General features: G+C 40.1%; 12 protein-coding genes, 18 tRNA genes and 3 rRNA genes. 28 read left to right on the plus strand and 5 right to left on the minus strand.

Annotated features, from left to right (window positions below; all coding sequences use genetic code 11):
* Nucleotides 1-245 precede the first annotated feature (245 nt).
* Nucleotides 246-584 carry a hypothetical protein gene (locus MKY04_RS02490; protein ID WP_346235260.1) on the minus strand — a complete coding sequence of 113 codons (339 nt, stop codon included), beginning with the start codon at nt 582-584 and terminating at the stop codon, nt 246-248.
* 425 nt (nt 585-1009) lie between these two features.
* Here MKY04_RS02490 and MKY04_RS02495 point away from each other — a divergent pair, with 425 nt between their 5' ends.
* The 27 genes from MKY04_RS02495 (at nt 1010) to MKY04_RS02625 (ending at nt 13050) form a co-directional block, all read left to right on the plus strand.
* Complete coding sequence (locus tag MKY04_RS02495) at nt 1010-1324, plus strand: aminotransferase yhxA (RefSeq protein ID WP_421664546.1); 315 nt, start codon at nt 1010-1012, stop codon at nt 1322-1324.
* A gap of 45 nt (nt 1325-1369) precedes the next feature.
* Entirely contained in the window at nt 1370-1768 is a 399-nt protein-coding gene (locus MKY04_RS02500) for a DUF350 domain-containing protein (RefSeq protein WP_346235262.1), read from the plus strand.
* Between the two features lie 18 nt (nt 1769-1786).
* Nucleotides 1787-2245 carry an RNA helicase gene (locus tag MKY04_RS02505; protein ID WP_346235263.1) on the plus strand — a complete coding sequence of 153 codons (459 nt, stop codon included), beginning with the start codon at nt 1787-1789 and terminating at the stop codon, nt 2243-2245.
* Nucleotides 2245-3480 (plus strand): glutathionylspermidine synthase family protein, encoded by a 1236-nt coding sequence (locus MKY04_RS02510; protein WP_346235264.1) that lies wholly within the window; start codon nt 2245-2247, stop codon nt 3478-3480. Before MKY04_RS02505 ends, MKY04_RS02510 begins: the two co-directional genes overlap by 1 nt.
* 5 nt (nt 3481-3485) lie before the next feature.
* Nucleotides 3486-4520, plus strand: a complete 1035-nt coding sequence (locus MKY04_RS02515; RefSeq protein ID WP_126294971.1) for a potassium channel family protein — start codon at nt 3486-3488, stop codon at nt 4518-4520.
* A 78-nt stretch (nt 4521-4598) separates the two neighbouring features.
* The gene (gene sfsA / locus MKY04_RS02520) at nt 4599-5288 is read left to right on the plus strand and encodes a DNA/RNA nuclease SfsA (protein WP_126294973.1); all 690 of its coding nucleotides are present in this window, start codon (nt 4599-4601) and stop codon (nt 5286-5288) included.
* 778 nt (nt 5289-6066) lie between these two features.
* A 16S ribosomal RNA gene (locus tag MKY04_RS02525) occupies nt 6067-7618 on the plus strand.
* 450 nt (nt 7619-8068) lie between these two features.
* Nucleotides 8069-10990, plus strand: a 23S ribosomal RNA gene (locus MKY04_RS02530).
* A 125-nt stretch (nt 10991-11115) separates the two neighbouring features.
* Nucleotides 11116-11231: ribosomal RNA gene (gene rrf, locus MKY04_RS02535) — 5S ribosomal RNA — on the plus strand.
* Together the 16S, 23S and 5S rRNA genes with 18 tRNA genes alongside form the textbook arrangement of a ribosomal RNA operon.
* A 13-nt stretch (nt 11232-11244) precedes the next feature.
* A tRNA-Val gene (locus MKY04_RS02540) sits at nt 11245-11320 on the plus strand.
* Nucleotides 11321-11325: 5 nt separating this feature from the next.
* Nucleotides 11326-11401 (plus strand) — tRNA-Thr (locus MKY04_RS02545).
* A gap of 7 nt (nt 11402-11408) precedes the next feature.
* Nucleotides 11409-11483: transfer RNA gene (locus MKY04_RS02550), tRNA-Lys, on the plus strand.
* 14 nt (nt 11484-11497) lie between these two features.
* Nucleotides 11498-11582: transfer RNA gene (locus MKY04_RS02555), tRNA-Leu, on the plus strand.
* Nucleotides 11583-11590: 8 nt separating this feature from the next.
* Nucleotides 11591-11667: transfer RNA gene (locus tag MKY04_RS02560), tRNA-Arg, on the plus strand.
* Nucleotides 11668-11714: 47 nt separating this feature from the next.
* Nucleotides 11715-11788 (plus strand) — tRNA-Trp (locus tag MKY04_RS02565).
* A gap of 18 nt (nt 11789-11806) precedes the next feature.
* Nucleotides 11807-11882, plus strand: a tRNA-His gene (locus MKY04_RS02570).
* Nucleotides 11883-11918: 36 nt separating this feature from the next.
* Nucleotides 11919-11993, plus strand: a tRNA-Gln gene (locus tag MKY04_RS02575).
* 33 nt (nt 11994-12026) lie between these two features.
* Nucleotides 12027-12102: transfer RNA gene (locus tag MKY04_RS02580), tRNA-Ala, on the plus strand.
* A 15-nt stretch (nt 12103-12117) separates the two neighbouring features.
* Nucleotides 12118-12210: transfer RNA gene (locus MKY04_RS02585), tRNA-Ser, on the plus strand.
* A 178-nt stretch (nt 12211-12388) separates the two neighbouring features.
* Nucleotides 12389-12465, plus strand: a tRNA-Met gene (locus MKY04_RS02590).
* Nucleotides 12466-12468: 3 nt separating this feature from the next.
* A tRNA-Asp gene (locus MKY04_RS02595) sits at nt 12469-12544 on the plus strand.
* 8 nt (nt 12545-12552) lie between these two features.
* Nucleotides 12553-12628: transfer RNA gene (locus MKY04_RS02600), tRNA-Phe, on the plus strand.
* Nucleotides 12629-12632: 4 nt separating this feature from the next.
* Nucleotides 12633-12706, plus strand: a tRNA-Gly gene (locus tag MKY04_RS02605).
* A gap of 4 nt (nt 12707-12710) precedes the next feature.
* A tRNA-Ile gene (locus MKY04_RS02610) sits at nt 12711-12787 on the plus strand.
* A 9-nt stretch (nt 12788-12796) separates the two neighbouring features.
* Nucleotides 12797-12871: transfer RNA gene (locus MKY04_RS02615), tRNA-Asn, on the plus strand.
* A 3-nt stretch (nt 12872-12874) separates the two neighbouring features.
* Nucleotides 12875-12965, plus strand: a tRNA-Ser gene (locus MKY04_RS02620).
* Nucleotides 12966-12978: 13 nt separating this feature from the next.
* A tRNA-Glu gene (locus MKY04_RS02625) sits at nt 12979-13050 on the plus strand.
* A 388-nt stretch (nt 13051-13438) separates the two neighbouring features.
* Here MKY04_RS02625 and MKY04_RS02630 read toward each other — a convergent pair.
* The gene (locus MKY04_RS02630) at nt 13439-16324 is read right to left on the minus strand and encodes a DEAD/DEAH box helicase (protein WP_346235265.1); all 2886 of its coding nucleotides are present in this window, start codon (nt 16322-16324) and stop codon (nt 13439-13441) included.
* A 23-nt stretch (nt 16325-16347) separates the two neighbouring features.
* Nucleotides 16348-16743, minus strand: coding sequence for a (deoxy)nucleoside triphosphate pyrophosphohydrolase (locus MKY04_RS02635; protein WP_346235266.1), 396 nt, complete (start codon nt 16741-16743; stop codon nt 16348-16350).
* Between the two features lie 410 nt (nt 16744-17153).
* On the opposite strand from MKY04_RS02635, the gene MKY04_RS02640 reads away from it, so the two are divergent.
* Nucleotides 17154-17483 carry a hypothetical protein gene (locus MKY04_RS02640; RefSeq protein ID WP_346235267.1) on the plus strand — a complete coding sequence of 110 codons (330 nt, stop codon included), beginning with the start codon at nt 17154-17156 and terminating at the stop codon, nt 17481-17483.
* Nucleotides 17484-17654: 171 nt separating this feature from the next.
* On the opposite strand, the gene MKY04_RS02645 is transcribed toward MKY04_RS02640, so the two are convergent.
* The gene (locus MKY04_RS02645; protein WP_346235268.1) at nt 17655-18134 is read right to left on the minus strand and encodes a DUF4188 domain-containing protein; all 480 of its coding nucleotides are present in this window, start codon (nt 18132-18134) and stop codon (nt 17655-17657) included.
* Nucleotides 18134-18697, minus strand: coding sequence for a PadR family transcriptional regulator (locus MKY04_RS02650; RefSeq protein ID WP_126294353.1), 564 nt, complete (start codon nt 18695-18697; stop codon nt 18134-18136). The genes MKY04_RS02645 and MKY04_RS02650 overlap by 1 nt, the downstream gene beginning before the upstream one ends.
* Nucleotides 18698-19179 lie beyond the last annotated feature (482 nt).

Below are 19179 nucleotides of genomic sequence, written 5' to 3' on the forward strand. Positions count from 1 at the left end.
AATCCATTTTTGAGTGATGATTTCCTATTTAATTAAGGAGGATTAAAAGGGTATAACTATCGTTTTTTACTTTTTGCTTTGAAAAATCATACTGTTTGCGAACAGACGATAAAGCTCGCAAAAATTTGATTCATCCTTTAAATAAACCTTCTACTATTAATACAGAAATGTAGAATAAAAAGCGCCTTCTTGTCGGGGCTAACAGGGCGCTTATGCTTATTCTTAATAGTTCTGTTAGTTAGTGGTCAGTTCTGTTTTTCTTTTAACTGCTTAAGGATTTTATTAAGATCCTCTAAAGATAGTTCGCCAAGAGATTGTTTAATTTCTTCTTCAATCACTTTCCGATTCTTTTCCTTATATTGATTCCACCATTCTTTAAGACCTTCTGTATTATCAAAAATGTACCCAATATCAATTTCATCTGTGTCTTCATCTGACAGATACTCCAATACTGATGCTAACATGCGAGTTAGCTTATCAACTTCCTCTTTAGTTTGCTGATTATTATTTTGTTGAGCATTTGATGCTTGAACCATTTTCTCTGTATCCAACTCTTCGCTGTTTTGGGTGAATTTTCGTGGCATGGTTTCCGCTCCTATAATTTTTTATTATTAGTATTACCTTTATTAATTAAATTTTTCGTATAAGTTGTCTAAATTGAAAAATTTTACTTATTTCCATCCTGCTTAATAGCGGAGTAGAGATTTATTGTAAAATCACGATAATTGCATCTCTTTTATTGTTTATTAATGGTTTCTTATTCATTTATCATAATTGCTACAATTTCATACCTGAGCTATTACTTCTGAGCAACTCCTTTTCATTATTTCATGTACGGTTAATAAGGCTAGGATACTTAAATTACTAACTATCATAGTTGGCCGTATAAATTTTTATAGCGAATCGTATTGTATGACGATGGTAAAGAAATTTTTATGAATCTTTTTACAAAACTTCTCGTAAATGTAAAAGGAAAGAGGTGAATATATTGGGGAAAACGAAAAAGGTAATGGTAGGTATTACAACGACCGCACTCACGTTTGGGCTGACAGGATGCGGTTCAAGCACTGCAGTAGGTTCTCCACCTAATGATCAATACTGTAATGATTGGGAATGGGACGATGACGATGGTGTATGGGAATGTGATGACAGTCATTCTAGCTATTATGGTCATTATTATTACGGCGGCAAGTATTACAAAAATAAAAGCTCCCTAATAAATAGTTCTGATTATAAAAGTACCAAGAGCAGCAGCTCTACAGTTCAAGGTGGAAACAAAACTAGCTCTGGATTTGGCAGTGGATCAAAAAGCTACGGGGGTTAATAATTCAAGTTTAATGAAAGTGAAAGCTAAAAAGGGAGGTACATGATGAATTTATATCTTAATTTTGCATCTTATTTAGGGGTTGCCCTGCTCCTTTTAATTGTTGGAGTAGTTCTATTTACAGTAAGTACACCAAAGTTAAAGGAATTTCGTTTAATTGCTGAAAGAAATGTAACGGCTGCTATGTCTTTAGGCGGTAAAGTTGTCGGTCTTGCTATTGTTTTAGGAGCTGCAGCAGAATATTCTGTCTCTCTTCTTGATATGGCAGTATGGGGAGCTATCGGAATTATTTCGCAAATTATTGTTTTTATATTAGCAGAAGTGATTACAATTCGTTTTAGCATTCATAAAGCAATTGAAGAGGATAATAGAGCAGTAGGAACGATGTTATTATCTCTATCGCTAGCTATTGGCTGGATTGTAGCAAAATGTTTATCTTACTAGTTGGGACGGGGAAGGACATTGAAAGGATTAACTTACTATATTGATAAAGGGAATGGTCATTACGAGCCATTCTATGAATATACGGCTAAAAACGTTGGAATTGATGAATTTTACGCACGGCAGCTATGTACGTACTTCATCTTAAGAGGGACTCAATACGAGCTGACCTCCAATGAAATGCATGGGGAAGAAGAAATTTTAGTTATAAAAGAAATCGGAAGGAATTATCCCGGGGAAGATGAAAGAAGTTTTCGCGGTATGGGAGTGCATATCGAATTCCGCAGTCCTGATGAACGGGACAATTTCCGTTTGTTATCCCGCATTCCTTGTCCTACCCATTTCGATGTTCTGCGCTATCTCTTAAAGGATGTTGTGGATATACCGGGCATCGGACAAAAGCTCGTCTCCTCTACTGAAATTGATGAAGATCGGGGAGTTTATGTAGTATATGTCAAGGATTTAGGAGAGGGAGTATAGTGAGCGAATCATTTGATTATCATACGAAACGACGCCAATTCTATGAAAATATAGAAGGTTTTTGGGCTGATTTATACGGGGAAGAATATGCCCTTTATGATATCAAGCTTATAAAAGAAGACGAGGTTTCCAGTATTCGTCTAATTAGTGAGCGGATTGGTGCCATCTTTTTTAAAAGTGCTTCTTTGCTTCGAAATGTGCCTGATGAAACTTTACTAGAAATGGGATTCCCAAAAGAGACCCTTTCTTTTTTAAGGCTAAAAACGATTCCAGCCGAGAGTGTTATTTCTCGGCTGGATTTAATTCCATATGGCGATAGTTATAAATGCATTGAAATCAATGCTGATACACCAACTTTTATAAAAGAATTGTTTTCTATTAATAGCTTAGTCTGCAATGAATTTGGAGTAGCCAACCCCAATGAAGGAATGGAACTGCTTTTACGAAAAGCAGTTCGTCACAGCATCAATGAAAGTATAAATCATCCAGCGCCCCATGTTGTTTTTACTGCACACGAGGATAATATCGAGGACAGGGAAACGGTACTGTTTCTTCAAAGGGGCGTACCATCTAAATTTACGCCTCTCCATAAACTGCAAATTCAAAGAGGAGTCGGTCTATTTGATGAAGATGGGGTGAAAATCGATATTCTTTATCGGCAAACTTTCCCGATTGAAAGCTTAATAACGGATGAAGATGATAATGGAAACCCTATTGGCAGGTGGTTATTAGAGTTAGTTGAAGAGGGGAAGTTGGCGCTAATAAATCCTCCCTCAGCATTTTTATTGCAAAATAAAGCGGTTCAGGCAATCATTTGGGGTCTGCATGAAGAAAACCATCCTTTCTTTACAGAGCAGGAGCATAAGTGGATAGAGGATTACTTTCTTCCGACTTATCTTGAACCAGATGAATTATTGCAAAAAGGTATGCCTTTTGTGAAAAAACCATCCTTTGGGAGAGAAGGCGACACAGTGGAAATATTTAATCAGCATGGTCAGTTAATTCATCAGGATGCGCAACGAACGTATTCGGATTTCATCCCGGTATATCAGCAATTCGTAGAGCATCCAACCATCACTTTTCAAAGCGAAAAGGGCATCCAACAGGGCAAACTGCTTTTAGGCAGCTTTTTAGTTAACGGGAAACCGGCTGCATTAGGCTATAGAGTCGGGGGGACGATTACGAATAATCTTTCCTATTACTTGCCTGTGGGACTTTTTAAAGGAGAAGGATAAGAAGAATGTGGATTCTACATAAAATATTCTCTAAAATATCGAAAATTAGCCTTCTGCAGGCGGCAATATTAACCGTTGCCCTCATATTAATTAGCAGTATAACCATGAGATTAGTAGAGCCGGAAACCTTCCCTCGATTCCTCGATGCGGTATGGTGGACGATGACGACTCTTGTTACGGTTGGATATGGCGATTATTTTCCTGAGAGCGACTTTGGAAGACTATTTACGATGATTCTCCTTTATACTGTTGGCATCGGTGGAATGGGGATTATCATTGGGAAGGTGTTTGAAAGCTTTAGCGCATATCGAAAAATGAAGGAGGAGGGGCGATTGACCTACTCGGGAAAGGAACATTATATTTTAATCGGATCATCCAAAGAGAAATTGGAAAATGTAGTAGAAGAGATTATGATTAGTGACTATAAAGAGGATGTGGTCATCATTGATCACGCAGAGAGATGCCCTATTGATCATAACGATGTTCATTTCATCAGCGGTAATCCGGCGGAAGAAGAGGTTCTTTTGAAGGCAAATATTTTGGAAGCTAAATCCGTAGCCATCTTTTCCGATGATCAGCAAAATTTTGCAGAGTATGCAGACGGAAAAACGTTGCTAACAGCTTCTAGAGTGGAGCATATCTCGAAGAAATATGAGAAAAATATCTATACCATTGTGGAAGTGAAAAAAGATAAACATATTGCCTTATTCGAACATGCAAATGTCGATGAATTTATTTTATCAAACGATTCGGTTTCACGACTCATGGCACAAGCTGCTCTTCATCATGGCTCCAGCAAATTATTCAAGCAAATTTTAAGTAATACTGATGGGGAAAATTTATATGAAATTCAGGCTAGACCCCATTGGAATACGTACCGGGAAGCTGCCATCGAACTATTTGATATGGGGGCAATTCTAATCTCGGAAGGCAGCTCCCTAGATATTGCCCGACGCAATCATGAACAAATACCTAAAGATGCAAAATTGTTTATTATATGTGATGAGTCAACCTATAGTAGAATTGTGGCCGATTGTTAATTGTCTAGTTTATAGACAAAATGATAAAAAAGATTGAAGTATAAGTAGTAGTTAAGAAAGTAATTGGGAAGTGAAAAGATGAAGTATCAAAAAATGGTACGTGGTCAATTTGGTAGTCGCATTAATCGATTTATTGCTGAAGTTACTATAAATGGAGTAAATGAAAGAGTACATATTAAAAATACAGGTCGTTTAAAGGAACTGTTTCTAGTAGGTGCGGAAGTTCTATTAGAGCAGAGTAATAATCCAGAAAGAAAGACAAAGTTTTCTCTCATAGCAGTAGAGAAAAATGGCCGTTGGGTAAACATTGATTCTCAGGCTCCGAATATTGTTGCATTTGAAGCTCTTAAGAAAGAGAAAATACCGGAAATCGGGATGGTCAAAACAGTAAAAAGAGAGGTAACATATGGCGCATCCCGATTTGATCTTTATATTGAACAGGAAAATAAAAAGGGATTTATTGAAGTGAAGGGGGTAACCCTTGAGAAAAACGGTATCGCCATGTTTCCAGATGCACCGACTACTAGAGGAACAAAACATGTATTAGAACTAGCAAAAGCTGCTCAAGAAGGATATACGTGTGCAATTCTATTTGTCGTACAATTAAAAGGATGCTATGAATTTGTTCCTAATAGGGAAACAGATCCTGCCTTTGCGGATGCCTTACAACTAGCTGTGAAAGCAGGGGTACAGGTTTTGGCATATGACACGATTGTTACAGAAGAAGGTTTGACTCTAGACCGTTCAATTCGAGTGAATTTAGATTGAGTAGTGGGAGGTATTTTAAAATTAGAATAGGAATTCTGATTTGGTTCCTCGAGTGGAATAGGGAAAATTAAAGATTACTTGATAAGGAGAGTAATACCTAGTAGGTGAGCACAGTCGGTTTCTTTAAAAATATTTGGCTTTAGAATAGGACAAACCCATTTAAACTGTAAATTAGTAATGAGTTTTTTGATTTATCATTTTGACATAGGTAACAAGTTTGAGTTACCCAAAACGTTGTACTTAGAGAAATAGTTTTTTTATATAAAATAAACTGATGGAAAGTATAATTTGATTTCTTGAATATAAAGATTTGAACTAGTGAACACAGTTTTTCTTTTACTAGTCTCTGTTTCTTAATTTATAAATATTCAATTCAATATATATAGTAGGAAAACGAATATTTTTTATTATTTTTGTGTTGACACTTTTGTTTAGTTAGTGATAATATTAATGAGCTGTCGCTAAACTATTAAATGTTGATTCAACTTAGAATTTAAGAGAATTAAAACGTTGTTGACATTTCTAAAGTTATGGTGATATAATAAAGTTCCTGTCGATGTGACGTGAATAAATATTTTAAAATAGTTATTGACAAACGCGATGCTATTTTATATAATATAATTCCTGTCACTAAAACGACGGAAATGAACCTTGAAAACTGAACAACAAAACGTTAATGAAATATAGTTTTTAGTAGCTGACCCTCGTCAGTGAACGAAACAAAATTTTGGACATCAAATATGATGCCAGCAAAAATTTGAGCTATATCAAATTTTCTTTTATGGAGAGTTTGATCCTGGCTCAGGACGAACGCTGGCGGCGTGCCTAATACATGCAAGTCGAGCGAACTGATGAGAAGCTTGCTTCTTAAGATGTTAGCGGCGGACGGGTGAGTAACACGTGGGCAACCTGCCCTATAGTTGGGGATAACTCCGGGAAACCGGGGCTAATACCGAATGATTCATTTCATCTCCTGATGAAATGCTGAAAGATGGTTCTGCTATCGCTATAGGATGGGCCCGCGGCGCATTAGCTAGTTGGTGAGGTAACGGCTCACCAAGGCGACGATGCGTAGCCGACCTGAGAGGGTGATCGGCCACACTGGGACTGAGACACGGCCCAGACTCCTACGGGAGGCAGCAGTAGGGAATCTTCCACAATGGGCGAAAGCCTGATGGAGCAACGCCGCGTGAGTGAAGAAGGTTTTCGGATCGTAAAACTCTGTTGTAAGGGAAGAACAAGTACAGTAGTAACTGGCTGTACCTTGACGGTACCTTATTAGAAAGCCACGGCTAACTACGTGCCAGCAGCCGCGGTAATACGTAGGTGGCAAGCGTTGTCCGGAATTATTGGGCGTAAAGCGCGCGCAGGCGGTCCTTTAAGTCTGATGTGAAAGCCCACGGCTCAACCGTGGAGGGTCATTGGAAACTGGAGGACTTGAGTGCAGAAGAGGAAAGTGGAATTCCAAGTGTAGCGGTGAAATGCGTAGAGATTTGGAGGAACACCAGTGGCGAAGGCGACTTTCTGGTCTGTAACTGACGCTGAGGCGCGAAAGCGTGGGGAGCAAACAGGATTAGATACCCTGGTAGTCCACGCCGTAAACGATGAGTGCTAAGTGTTAGGGGGTTTCCGCCCCTTAGTGCTGCAGCTAACGCATTAAGCACTCCGCCTGGGGAGTACGGTCGCAAGACTGAAACTCAAAGGAATTGACGGGGGCCCGCACAAGCGGTGGAGCATGTGGTTTAATTCGAAGCAACGCGAAGAACCTTACCAGGTCTTGACATCCCGCTGACCGCTATGGAGACATAGCCTTCCCTTCGGGGACAGCGGTGACAGGTGGTGCATGGTTGTCGTCAGCTCGTGTCGTGAGATGTTGGGTTAAGTCCCGCAACGAGCGCAACCCTTGAGATTAGTTGCCATCATTCAGTTGGGCACTCTAATCTGACTGCCGGTGATAAACCGGAGGAAGGTGGGGATGACGTCAAATCATCATGCCCCTTATGACCTGGGCTACACACGTGCTACAATGGACGGTACAAACGGTTGCCAACCCGCGAGGGGGAGCCAATCCGATAAAACCGTTCTCAGTTCGGATTGTAGGCTGCAACTCGCCTACATGAAGCTGGAATCGCTAGTAATCGCGGATCAGCATGCCGCGGTGAATACGTTCCCGGGCCTTGTACACACCGCCCGTCACACCACGAGAGTTTGTAACACCCGAAGTCGGTGAGGTAACCTTTTGGAGCCAGCCGCCGAAGGTGGGACAGATGATTGGGGTGAAGTCGTAACAAGGTAGCCGTATCGGAAGGTGCGGCTGGATCACCTCCTTTCTAAGGATTTGTCGAAAAGCGGAAAACACCCGCTTAGCTCGATAGCGGATTGGAGCGACTGAGTCGAAAACCTGTTTTCGAACGAAGGCGCGAAATCAGCGTACGAGCTGGTGTTTGAAGCTAGACATTACGGAATAGTTGATTTGATCAACTAACATTAACGTTTTGTGTTCAGTTTTGAAGAGTTCATGTAAATGAATTATCTTCAATTTAGTAATTTCGTTCTTTGAAAACTGGATAAAACGACATTGAAACAAACAAAGTTCAAGAAATTTATTGTAAGTTCTTAAGTCTTTTCTTTATAGAAAAGCTGTAACTAACTTCAAGGGTTTCGAGACACGAGCAGTACAAGGAAATGAACGAGTGAGGACCGGAGCGTACCTATGTACGTGAGGATTCGAACGAGTGAAATTGACGAAGTAATGCGATGTGTATCGGAAGCCGCAATTAGGTTAAGTTATGAAGGGCGCACGGTGAATGCCTTGGCACTAGGAGCCGATGAAGGACGGCACTAACACCGATATGCTTCGGGGAGCTGTAAGTAAGCTTTGATCCGGAGATTTCCGAATGGGGGAACCCACTGTTCGTAATGGAACAGTATCTTGACGTGAATTCATAGCGTCATGAAGGCATACCCAGGGAACTGAAACATCTAAGTACCTGGAGGAAGAGAAAGAAATTATTCGATTCCCTAAGTAGCGGCGAGCGAAACGGGAAGAGCCCAAACCAAGAGGCTTGCCTCTTGGGGTTGTAGGACACTCAATACAAGAGTTACAAAAGAATGAATTAGGCGAAGCGATCTGGAAAGGTCCGCCAGAGCAGGTAAAAGCCCTGTAGTCGAAAGTTCATTCCCTCTTGAGTGTATCCTGAGTACGGCGGAACACGTGAAATTCCGTCGGAATCCGGGAGGACCATCTCCCAAGGCTAAATACTCCCTAGTGACCGATAGTGAACCAGTACCGTGAGGGAAAGGTGAAAAGCACCCCGGGAGGGGAGTGAAATAGAACCTGAAACCGTGTGCCTACAAGTAGTTAGAGCCCGTTAATGGGTGATAGCGTGCCTTTTGTAGAATGAACCGGCGAGTTACGATTACGTGCAAGGTTAAGTTGTAGAAGACGGAGCCGCAGCGAAAGCGAGTCTGAATAGGGCGAATGAGTACGTGGTCGTAGACCCGAAACCAGGTGATCTACCCATGTCCAGGGTGAAGGTGAGGTAACACTCACTGGAGGCCCGAACCCACGCACGTTGAAAAGTGCGGGGATGAGGTGTGGGTAGCGGAGAAATTCCAATCGAACTTGGAGATAGCTGGTTCTCTCCGAAATAGCTTTAGGGCTAGCCTCGTGATTAAGAATACTGGAGGTAGAGCACTGTTTGGACTAGGGGGGCATCTCGCTTTACCGAATTCAGACAAACTCCGAATGCCAGATATTTATACACGGGAGTCAGACTGCGAGTGATAAGATCCGTAGTCAAAAGGGAAACAGCCCAGACCACCAGCTAAGGTCCCAAAGTAATCGTTAAGTGGAAAAGGATGTGGCGTTGCTTAGACAACCAGGATGTTGGCTTAGAAGCAGCCATCATTTAAAGAGTGCGTAATAGCTCACTGGTCGAGTGACGCTGCGCCGAAAATGTATCGGGGCTAAACGATTCACCGAAGCTGTGGATGGACATCTTAGATGTCCGTGGTAGGAGAGCGTTCTAAGTGCGTTGAAGTCAGACCGGAAGGACTGGTGGAGCGCTTAGAAGTGAGAATGCCGGTATGAGTAGCGAAAGATGGGTGAGAATCCCATCCACCGTATGACTAAGGTTTCCTGAGGAAGGCTCGTCCGCTCAGGGTTAGTCGGGACCTAAGTCGAGGCCGACAGGCGTAGACGATGGACAACAGGTTGATATTCCTGTACCACCTCCCCGCCGTTTGAGTAATGGGGGGACGCAGTAGGATAGGGTAAGCGCGCTGTTGGTTATGCGCGCCCAAGCAGTAAGGCGTGGAAGTAGGCAAATCCGCTTCCTAATACGCCAAGCTGTGATGGGGAGTTCGTATGAGCGAAGTACCTGATTTCACGCTGCCAAGAAAAGCCTCTAGCGAGGCGGGAGGTGCCCGTACCGCAAACCGACACAGGTAGTCGAGGAGAGAATCCTAAGGTGTGCGAGAGAACTCTCGTTAAGGAACTCGGCAAAATGACCCCGTAACTTCGGGAGAAGGGGTGCTCTCGTGAGAGAGCCGCAGTGAATAGGCCCAGGCGACTGTTTAGCAAAAACACAGGTCTCTGCAAAACCGTAAGGTGACGTATAGGGGCTGACGCCTGCCCGGTGCTGGAAGGTTAAGAGGAGGGGTTAGTGGCATCACGAAGCTCTGAATTGAAGCCCCAGTAAACGGCGGCCGTAACTATAACGGTCCTAAGGTAGCGAAATTCCTTGTCGGGTAAGTTCCGACCCGCACGAAAGGCGTAACGATCTGGGCACTGTCTCAACGAGAGACTCGGTGAAATTATAGTACCTGTGAAGATGCAGGTTACCCGCGACAGGACGGAAAGACCCCGTGGAGCTTTACTGTAGCTTGATATTGAATTTTGGCACAACTTGTACAGGATAGGTAGGAGCCAGAGAACTCGGAGCGCCAGCTTCGAGGGAGGCGTCGGTGGGATACTACCCTGGTTGTGTTGAAATTCTAACCCATACCCCTTAGCGGGGTAGGAGACAGTGTCAGGTGGACAGTTTGACTGGGGCGGTCGCCTCCTAAAAGGTAACGGAGGCGCCCAAAGGTTCCCTCAGAATGGTTGGAAATCATTCGTAGAGTGTAAAGGCACAAGGGAGCTTGACTGCGAGACCTACAAGTCGAGCAGGGTCGAAAGACGGGCTTAGTGATCCGGTGGTTCCGCATGGAAGGGCCATCGCTCAACGGATAAAAGCTACCCCGGGGATAACAGGCTTATCTCCCCCAAGAGTCCACATCGACGGGGAGGTTTGGCACCTCGATGTCGGCTCATCGCATCCTGGGGCTGTAGTCGGTCCCAAGGGTTGGGCTGTTCGCCCATTAAAGCGGTACGCGAGCTGGGTTCAGAACGTCGTGAGACAGTTCGGTCCCTATCCGTCGTGGGCGTAGGAAATTTGAGAGGAGCTGTCCTTAGTACGAGAGGACCGGGATGGACACACCGCTGGTGTACCAGTTGTCTTGCCAAAGGCATCGCTGGGTAGCTATGTGTGGACGGGATAAGTGCTGAAAGCATCTAAGCATGAAGCCCCCCTCAAGATGAGATTTCCCATTACGCAAGTAAGTAAGATCCCTCAAAGACGATGAGGTAGATAGGTTCGAGGTGGAAGTGTGGCGACACATGGAGCTGACGAATACTAATCGATCGAGGACTTAACCAAAATTTTGAACGTATTCAATGTCTTTATCCAGTTTTGAGAGAACGAACTCTCAATTAAATAAAGGAACTTCGCCTAAGAGCGCAACATCCTGTTGCAACGGCGAAGCCAGCACATCCATGTGCAAGTGAAGTGATGATGGCAAAGAGGTCACACCCGTTCCCATACCGAACACGGAAGTTAAGCTCTTTAGCGCCGATGGTAGTTGGGGGCTTCCCCCTGTGAGAGTAGGACGTCGCTTCGCTTATTTTTTATGTGGAGGATTAGCTCAGCTGGGAGAGCACCTGCCTTACAAGCAGGGGGTCGGCGGTTCGAGCCCGTCATCCTCCACCATATATGCCGGTGTAGCTCAGTTGGTAGAGCAACTGACTTGTAATCAGTAGGTCGTGGGTTCGACTCCTATCGCCGGCACCATTTTTTCGAGCCATTAGCTCAGTGGTAGAGCATCTGACTTTTAATCAGAGGGTCGAAGGTTCAAGTCCTTCATGGCTCACCAGTTTTAATATTAATGCGGGTGTGGCGGAATTGGCAGACGCACTAGACTTAGGATCTAGCGCCGTAAGGCGTGGAGGTTCGACTCCCTTCACCCGCACCATTTATTTAGCGCCCGTAGCTCAATTGGATAGAGCGTCTGACTACGGATCAGAAGGTTGTGGGTTCGACTCCTGCCGGGCGCGCCAATACATACATTGTTTTTAGTATATAGTTTAAATTTAGCGAATTAAATAGGGGCATAGTTCAACGGTAGAATAGAGGTCTCCAAAACCTTTGGTGTGGGTTCGATTCCTACTGCCCCTGCCATTATTTTTAAGCATGATGGCGGCTGTGGCGAAGTGGTTAACGCACCGGATTGTGGTTCCGGCATTCGTGGGTTCGATTCCCATCAGCCGCCCCATTTAAAATTTAAGACTGAACTTTTAAGATATATTTTTGGGGTATAGCCAAGCGGTAAGGCAACGGATTTTGATTCCGTCATGCCCAGGTTCGAATCCTGGTACCCCAGCCATTTTCGAGGAAGTAGTTCAAAATCGATAACTCTGGGGCCTTAGCTCAGCTGGGAGAGCGCCTGCCTTGCACGCAGGAGGTCAGCGGTTCGATCCCGCTAGGCTCCACCATTGAAATGTAAATACGGAGGAATACCCAAGTCCGGCTGAAGGGATCGGTCTTGAAAACCGACAGGCGGGTTAAACCGCGCGGGGGTTCGAATCCCTCTTCCTCCGCCATTTTCTTTAAATTTGATTTTATAATATTATCGCGGGGTGGAGCACGAACGAATAAGCTTCGTAGAAATGCTTCAGCATAACGATTTCGCAGACATCTTGAATGGCTTATCGAAATCGGGACGGTTCGAGATTTACTTAATGCGTTATGACAAAGTTTATATCTGATAACTAATATTACCGCGGGGTGGAGCAGTTCGGTAGCTCGTCGGGCTCATAACCCGAAGGTCACAGGTTCAAATCCTGTCCCCGCAACCAAAAGGTCCCGTGGTGTAGCGGTTAACATGCCTGCCTGTCACGCAGGAGATCGCCGGTTCGATCCCGGTCGGGACCGCCATTTAAAATGGGTCGATAGCTCAGTTGGTAGAGCATTTGACTGAAGCTCAAAGTGTCGGCGGTTCGATTCCGTCTCGACCCACCATTAAGCGGGTGTAGTTTAATGGTAAAACCTCAGCCTTCCAAGCTGATGTCGTGGGTTCGATTCCCATCACCCGCTCCAATAGGGGCCTATAGCTCAGCTGGTTAGAGCGCACGCCTGATAAGCGTGAGGTCGATGGTTCAAGTCCATTTAGGCCCACCATAACAATATTCCGAAGTAGCTCAGTGGTAGAGCAATCGGCTGTTAACCGATCGGTCGTAGGTTCGAGTCCTACCTTCGGAGCCATATGGGGAAGTACTCAAGAGGCTGAAGAGGCGCCCCTGCTAAGGGTGTAGGTCGGGTAACCGGCGCGAGGGTTCAAATCCCTCCTTCTCCGCCATACATAATGTTTTGGCCCGTTGGTCAAGTGGTTAAGACACCGCCCTTTCACGGCGGTAACACGGGTTCGAATCCCGTACGGGTCATAAATAAATCGTAGTAATTAAATAAATAATCTAGTGAAAGTATCTTAGGGAGATCCTCTAAAGAGTAGGACGTCGCTAGGCAAAAAAGCCCGATTCTTATGAATCGGGCTTTAGTGTATCTGCAATAGGAGGTAGAAATCCCCTTATTTTATCATCTTTATTTTTTTGTTCACTCAGCATCTATACTTTTTAAAAATTTATAGCGATTCAACTTGTTGCCCTAAGTGAAGGTGCACGAATGGTATATTAGTTTCTATGCTAATTATGGGCAAGATTCATATCGTTTTTCAAAGAATAAACCATTAACTTTGTTCTTACCAAAATAAATTTAAAATAACAATTTTGTTATGCCGAATTAACTTAAAAGAAAAAGTTAATTCGGCATTTTTTATTCCTCTACCAAATAATGATAAATATCATACTGCACTGGTTGCTCTAATACTAAATTCATTGTTACAACGGATAGGTTGTTTCCTTTACCATCAGGCATTGTTTCGTTTTTAGCGCTATCCTTTAAAATATCCACTTTGCCCAAATAGTAGAAGTCGGTCCCTTCACCATCATCTTTTTTAGTGAATAAGTGAATATCCATATCATTTTCTTTATAGGAAAGTATAGTTTTTACTTCATTAGAATCAAGATTAAGTCGATTTCGTGTAAACCATCTAAACAGTTCGGGTGCTAAAAATTCATCACCATATGCCTGACTAGATTCTACTTTATCTTTTTTATGGTATGTAACAAATATCGGACAAGTATTATATTTAGCACGATAACCATAAATTGTGGATGAATCATCATGCGGCCAGTTTAAAAGTCTACATACGTCTCTTCTTGAATACTTCTCATACAATGTTAATGGCTGTGTTTTATTATACTTTTCATTTTTTATATAAGCACATTTAATAATATCTACAATATAGTTATTGAAGTTTAAATCTCGTAAACTCTCTTGAATCTCCTCATTAAATTGGTAGTTTCCATTTACTAATTCAATGATTGGTTTAAATCTATACTTTTTCACGTCGTTTTGAACATGAAACTTAAGAGAAAACATATTTTCAACGGATTCAATTGTTTTTTTATCGTAGTAGGTACCAAAGTCCATGAGATTTTGAATGTAATCAGTTTTTGAAATTACAGGATTTAGGAGTAGCATGTTTATCAGCAATATCTCATGGATTCGTTTTCCATTTAAAAACTCTTTTGAGATCATGGTCAAAACTGCTTGTTCATAATCAGATAAAGAAGGTATCTCTTCTTTCATTTTTAAAAGAAAATTGTAATAGTTATCTACAGAACTAATGATTACTTCTGGGTCCAATGAATTTTGTTCTATAAAATCATGTAGGGTTGGGATACGCCCTAAACGATTTTTTACTTCTATATAAGCATCGCGTAAAGTTTTCATTGTTGATAGCTTTGTATTATTAATAGCATCAAAAATCTTCTTCTTCGCAATCTCTTCAAAGTTAATTGTAGAAACACCTTGAATATAATCAGTATTTACGGTTTTTCTACGTACATTATCTTTATTCATTGACTGATCGCCTGAAAGGGCGATTGGAATTAAGTAATTATTTTTATAATTACCAATAAAATCGATAATTGTAACATAGTCCTTTGAATCGTGTTTACGCAGACCACGTCCAAGCTGTTGTATGAAAATAATACTTGATTGAGTTTGACGTAGCATCACAATTTGATTCAAGAAGGGAATATCAATGCCTTCATTAAAAATATCGACAGTTAGAATATATTGGAGTTCACCATTCTCCAATTTTTTTATGGCATCTTCTCGTTCCTTTTGAGAGTTATCACCTGTTAACGCAATAGTTTTAAGTCCAGCCTCATTTAATGCGATTGAGAGATTTCGTGATTCCTCTTTTGAACTACAGAACATTAAACCACGAACACGTTCACCTGAATAACCATAATAATTGATCTTTTCAATAATATGTTTTACGCGCTCAATAGAAACTAAATTTCTAAGGTCAGTAATATCATCAATTAGTTCTCCATCTTTTTCATAGTCTAAAACACCAAAATAATGGAAAGGACAGAGCATTTCTTCTTCAAGGGCTTCTTGCAAACGGATTTCGTAGGCAATATTATAATCAAATAAGTCATAAATGTTGAAGCCGTCTGTACGTTCAGGTGTAGCCGTCATACCAAGTAAAAATTGGGGCTCAAAGTAATTAATAATTTTTAAGTATGACTCAGCACCTGCTTTATGAACCTCATCAATTAATACATAATCAAATTGGTCTTTTGCAAATTGTTGCAAATAACCGTCTCTTGAGATTGTTTGAATTGTTGCAAACAAATATTTTGCATTTACCTCTTTTGAGTTGCCAGAAAGAATGCCGTAATCGTCTTCATGACCTCCAAGGATTTTTCTATAATCCTGCATAGCTTTCTTTAAAATCTGTTCTCGATGCACGACAAAGAGCATTTTTCTTGGTGAAAAATTTCGTACATCAAATGCAGAAAGATAGGTTTTACCAGTACCGGTAGCAGATATAATTAATCCTTTTTTAGCTCCAGTAGCTCTAAGGTTTTTTAATTGTTCTAATGCAAGACTTTGCATTTTATTCGGTTTAATCGATAGGCTACTAGCTAAATTATTAGTTAGGTATGTTGTATTTAATTCCAAAGCATTTGTAGTGATTCTATTAATAAAGGGTTGTAAATCATACGTTTGTTTATAATTTGCAATCCACTCTTCTGTTAAAGGAATTGCTTCATTCCAAGCAGCTTCAAATTGATTTTTGAAATGATTAATAATTTCTCCATTTTTTAATGATGTTAAAAACACGTTCCACTCATAATTTGCTTTTAATGCACTGTCTGTTAAGTTTGAACTACCAACGATTAAGGAATAGTAGTCTGTATGTTCAAATATATAACCTTTGGAGTGGAAACCTTTCTCTCCAGTTAAACGAACCTCAATATTCTCAAATTTAAGAAGTTCTTTAAACATTTTAGGCTGATTGAAGTTTAGGAAAGTGGAAGTCAGAATCCGACCTTTAATTCCTTTCAACTTTAAGTCATAAAGCATTGTTTTTAACGTAGCTAAGCCACCTTCAGTAATAAAAGCAACTGAAAAGGTAAAAGTGTTACATGTTTTTAACTCTTGAAGTAGAGATGACAAAACTGTCTCATGTTTTTTATTTGTTAAAAGCTTTGGTTTAAATTGTGTAGAAACTGCTTTGTTTTGATCAATAAATCCTTTATGTAATGAGTCTTCCAGTTTTTTAATCAATTGATTCATATCTTTTGCACCATCTTAACAATTTATTTTTCTCTAGCAATTTTTTCTACCGCAGGAATATCAGCAGGTGCGAAGTTGAGCGCGAGAATCTCCGATCGGGTTACCCATTTCGTATCTGCGTGTTCTGATACGGTAGGCTCACCGTCCATAAGCTTTGCTTTATATGTTTCAAGTCTGACAACTACTTTTTCATACTCGTATGTTGTATCCTCTACTTTCTGTCCAACTATAATAGTACAGTTGAATTCTTCTTTAATTTCTCTAGCTAGTGCCTCTTCAGGAGTTTCGCCGTTTTCGATTTTTCCACCGGGGAATTCCCAGTAATTCGGTAGGGACATCTCGGGGCTTCTCAAAGCACAGAAAATCTCATTGTTTTCATTTTCTATAATTGCTCCAACTACATGGACTAATTTTTTCATTCTTCATCACCTAATAGTATTTAATAGTTTAAGTTTACCTTATCTCCAAAAATTGAGCATTACCTAATATTCAACTATAAATGTTAACTTCCTCCCTAATTAGTTGACAGTCAATAGACGGGGAATTAATACATGACAAGTTTTTCTATGTTATTATGGCTTATAGATAGAAGGGTGTTTGTAATATGCTTCCAAGTAAGTATGAGGTTATAAAATCAATTGAAATACTTTATAAAAAAGGGAAACAGGATTATGTATGGAGGGGATTTTATAAAACTAAAAAAATGTAGTTTGTACACCACATTCTATATAAATGCAAATCGACATGAATGGTTGAAAAAAATATTATATATTGATCACAAAAAACATTTTGATTTAAATGTACAGTGCTAAGAATAGGAGGAGAAAAATTGAGTATTGAAGAATTATTAGACAATATTAATATCGGCCTAGAAATTAAAAAAATTAGAGCAACTAGTAAAATACTTGCAATAACCGATAAGGGTATAAAATATTCCCTAGGTACAAGTGGAAATTCAAAAAACATATCCTTTCAGGAATTAAAAGAAGCAATTAATGAGTTAAAGGTCAAAGGTAGTATTTCAAGAGAATGGTACGCGAAACAATTTCCTATTCAATCGAAATCAGCTCCATGTAATTACAGTACTATTGGTGGTCTATTGATGCATGTATCTTATGCATCATATGATAAAGGAAAGTATTATTTAAAAATCAATTAAAAACTTAAGGAAGTTTAATTAAACAAAAATGATTGGAAATAAGAAACCTTCAATCTATCTACAGATTGAAGGTTTAATATTTATAGGCAAAAATTTTTAAAAGTATGGGTATAGTGATGATGTCCTTTTTACTAAAGATGAATAATAGTTTTGAACATTCACAAAGTATTTTTAAAACGTACTTTTAAGCCGTTCCCGAGCGGAATTTAGTTTTGCTGTGACTGGAATGGGGTTTAATGCTTTGCCTAAGCCGTAATGAGGCATATTGCCATAAAAAGCTTCATAGTTTCCACTTTTCAATTGGTAGGTTTCATGATAAATTCCAACAGCATCATTCTTGCCGACCTTTTGATTGAAATTTTTCCACGCAGTTAAGTGCTTTTCTGATTTTGCATAGGCGAGGAGGTCATCCATTGAACGCCAATATTGTATCATGACAGTCGTTCTTAGACCGAAATAGCTTTCCATCGATAAGAATCCCAATTCTTCTTTATTTGTATAAAGTTCTTTAATCATTCCAGGCATAGCGTTAAATACAGGTAGCCATTTGTGAAAAGCGAGACGTTTGTTAACCCTCATTCCGATAATAAAAACAACAATGTCTTCAGTATTTTCCGTCGTATAACGCCCACTAAAAACTTGCTTAGCCATTATGAATCCTCCTTATTTAAAAACTTTTCGAGAGTAAATTCACACCATTCAATAGAAGCTCTAGTTGTTCTTTTTCCATAATCCAACGTAAATAACCAATACATTGAATCCGGATCTGTATCATTGTCTGGATAATTAATAATTGCCTGTTCAATCGATACATACGTTTGATAGCGATTTTCTAATTTTTCCTTGTAATTTTCTAGAAGGGAGATCGTTTTTTCACGGGACTGAAATCGGCCAAAAAACAATTTAAGCAATATTTCATTTCGTTCAACTGGGAGCTGTTCAATCGGTTTTTCTAACCAATTTTTTAAGGTTTCTATCCCTTTCTCAGTAAGATAGTATTCATGCTTATCCGGCTTACCTGTAGAAGATGAAGTATGGACCTCCGCCAATTCCTCTTGGACAATTAATTTTAATGTTGGATATATTTGGCCATAACTAATTTTCCAAAAATGATTAAGACTTTGGTCAATAAACTGTTTAATGGAATAGCCAGATCTACAGTTAGTAGTTAAAATTCCTAAAATGGCGTAGGTTGTATCGTTATAATTTTTCAAATTCCACCCACCTATCTAAAAGATATATATCATTTAGATATATAATAATCAAAACGTAGTGGAAAAACAAGTGGGAATTTTCAGAATAAAAATCAGTGAGTTAGGACAAACGTTACACTTGAAAAAGGATTAAGGTGAATGGTATGGGCACGGAAAAGCAATGACTACTTCTGATTTATTAAAATCAATTTCAGTAGAGGATTTTAAAGAATGGTTAAACGGAGTGTTATTTGGCCACCAATTGTTCGGAATAAGTTATTACAATTTAGAAGTTGCAAATTTACTTCTGAAGAGATGCTTACATTTATTTAAATAATTCTAGAAACAGGTAAAATTTTAAAGAATGATATTATAAGTCAAACGTACAAAGAAAAATTGGATTATACAAGAGCATATCAAGTATTCATAAAAAATTTAGAAATTACTTTAGAAAAGAACATGATAATATAATAACCGAAAAGCGTTTCTATCAATTATCTAAT

The sequence above is a fragment of the Lysinibacillus telephonicus genome, assembly GCF_039654155.1.
GTDB classification, from domain to species: Bacteria; Bacillota; Bacilli; order Bacillales_A; family Planococcaceae; genus Ureibacillus; species Ureibacillus telephonicus.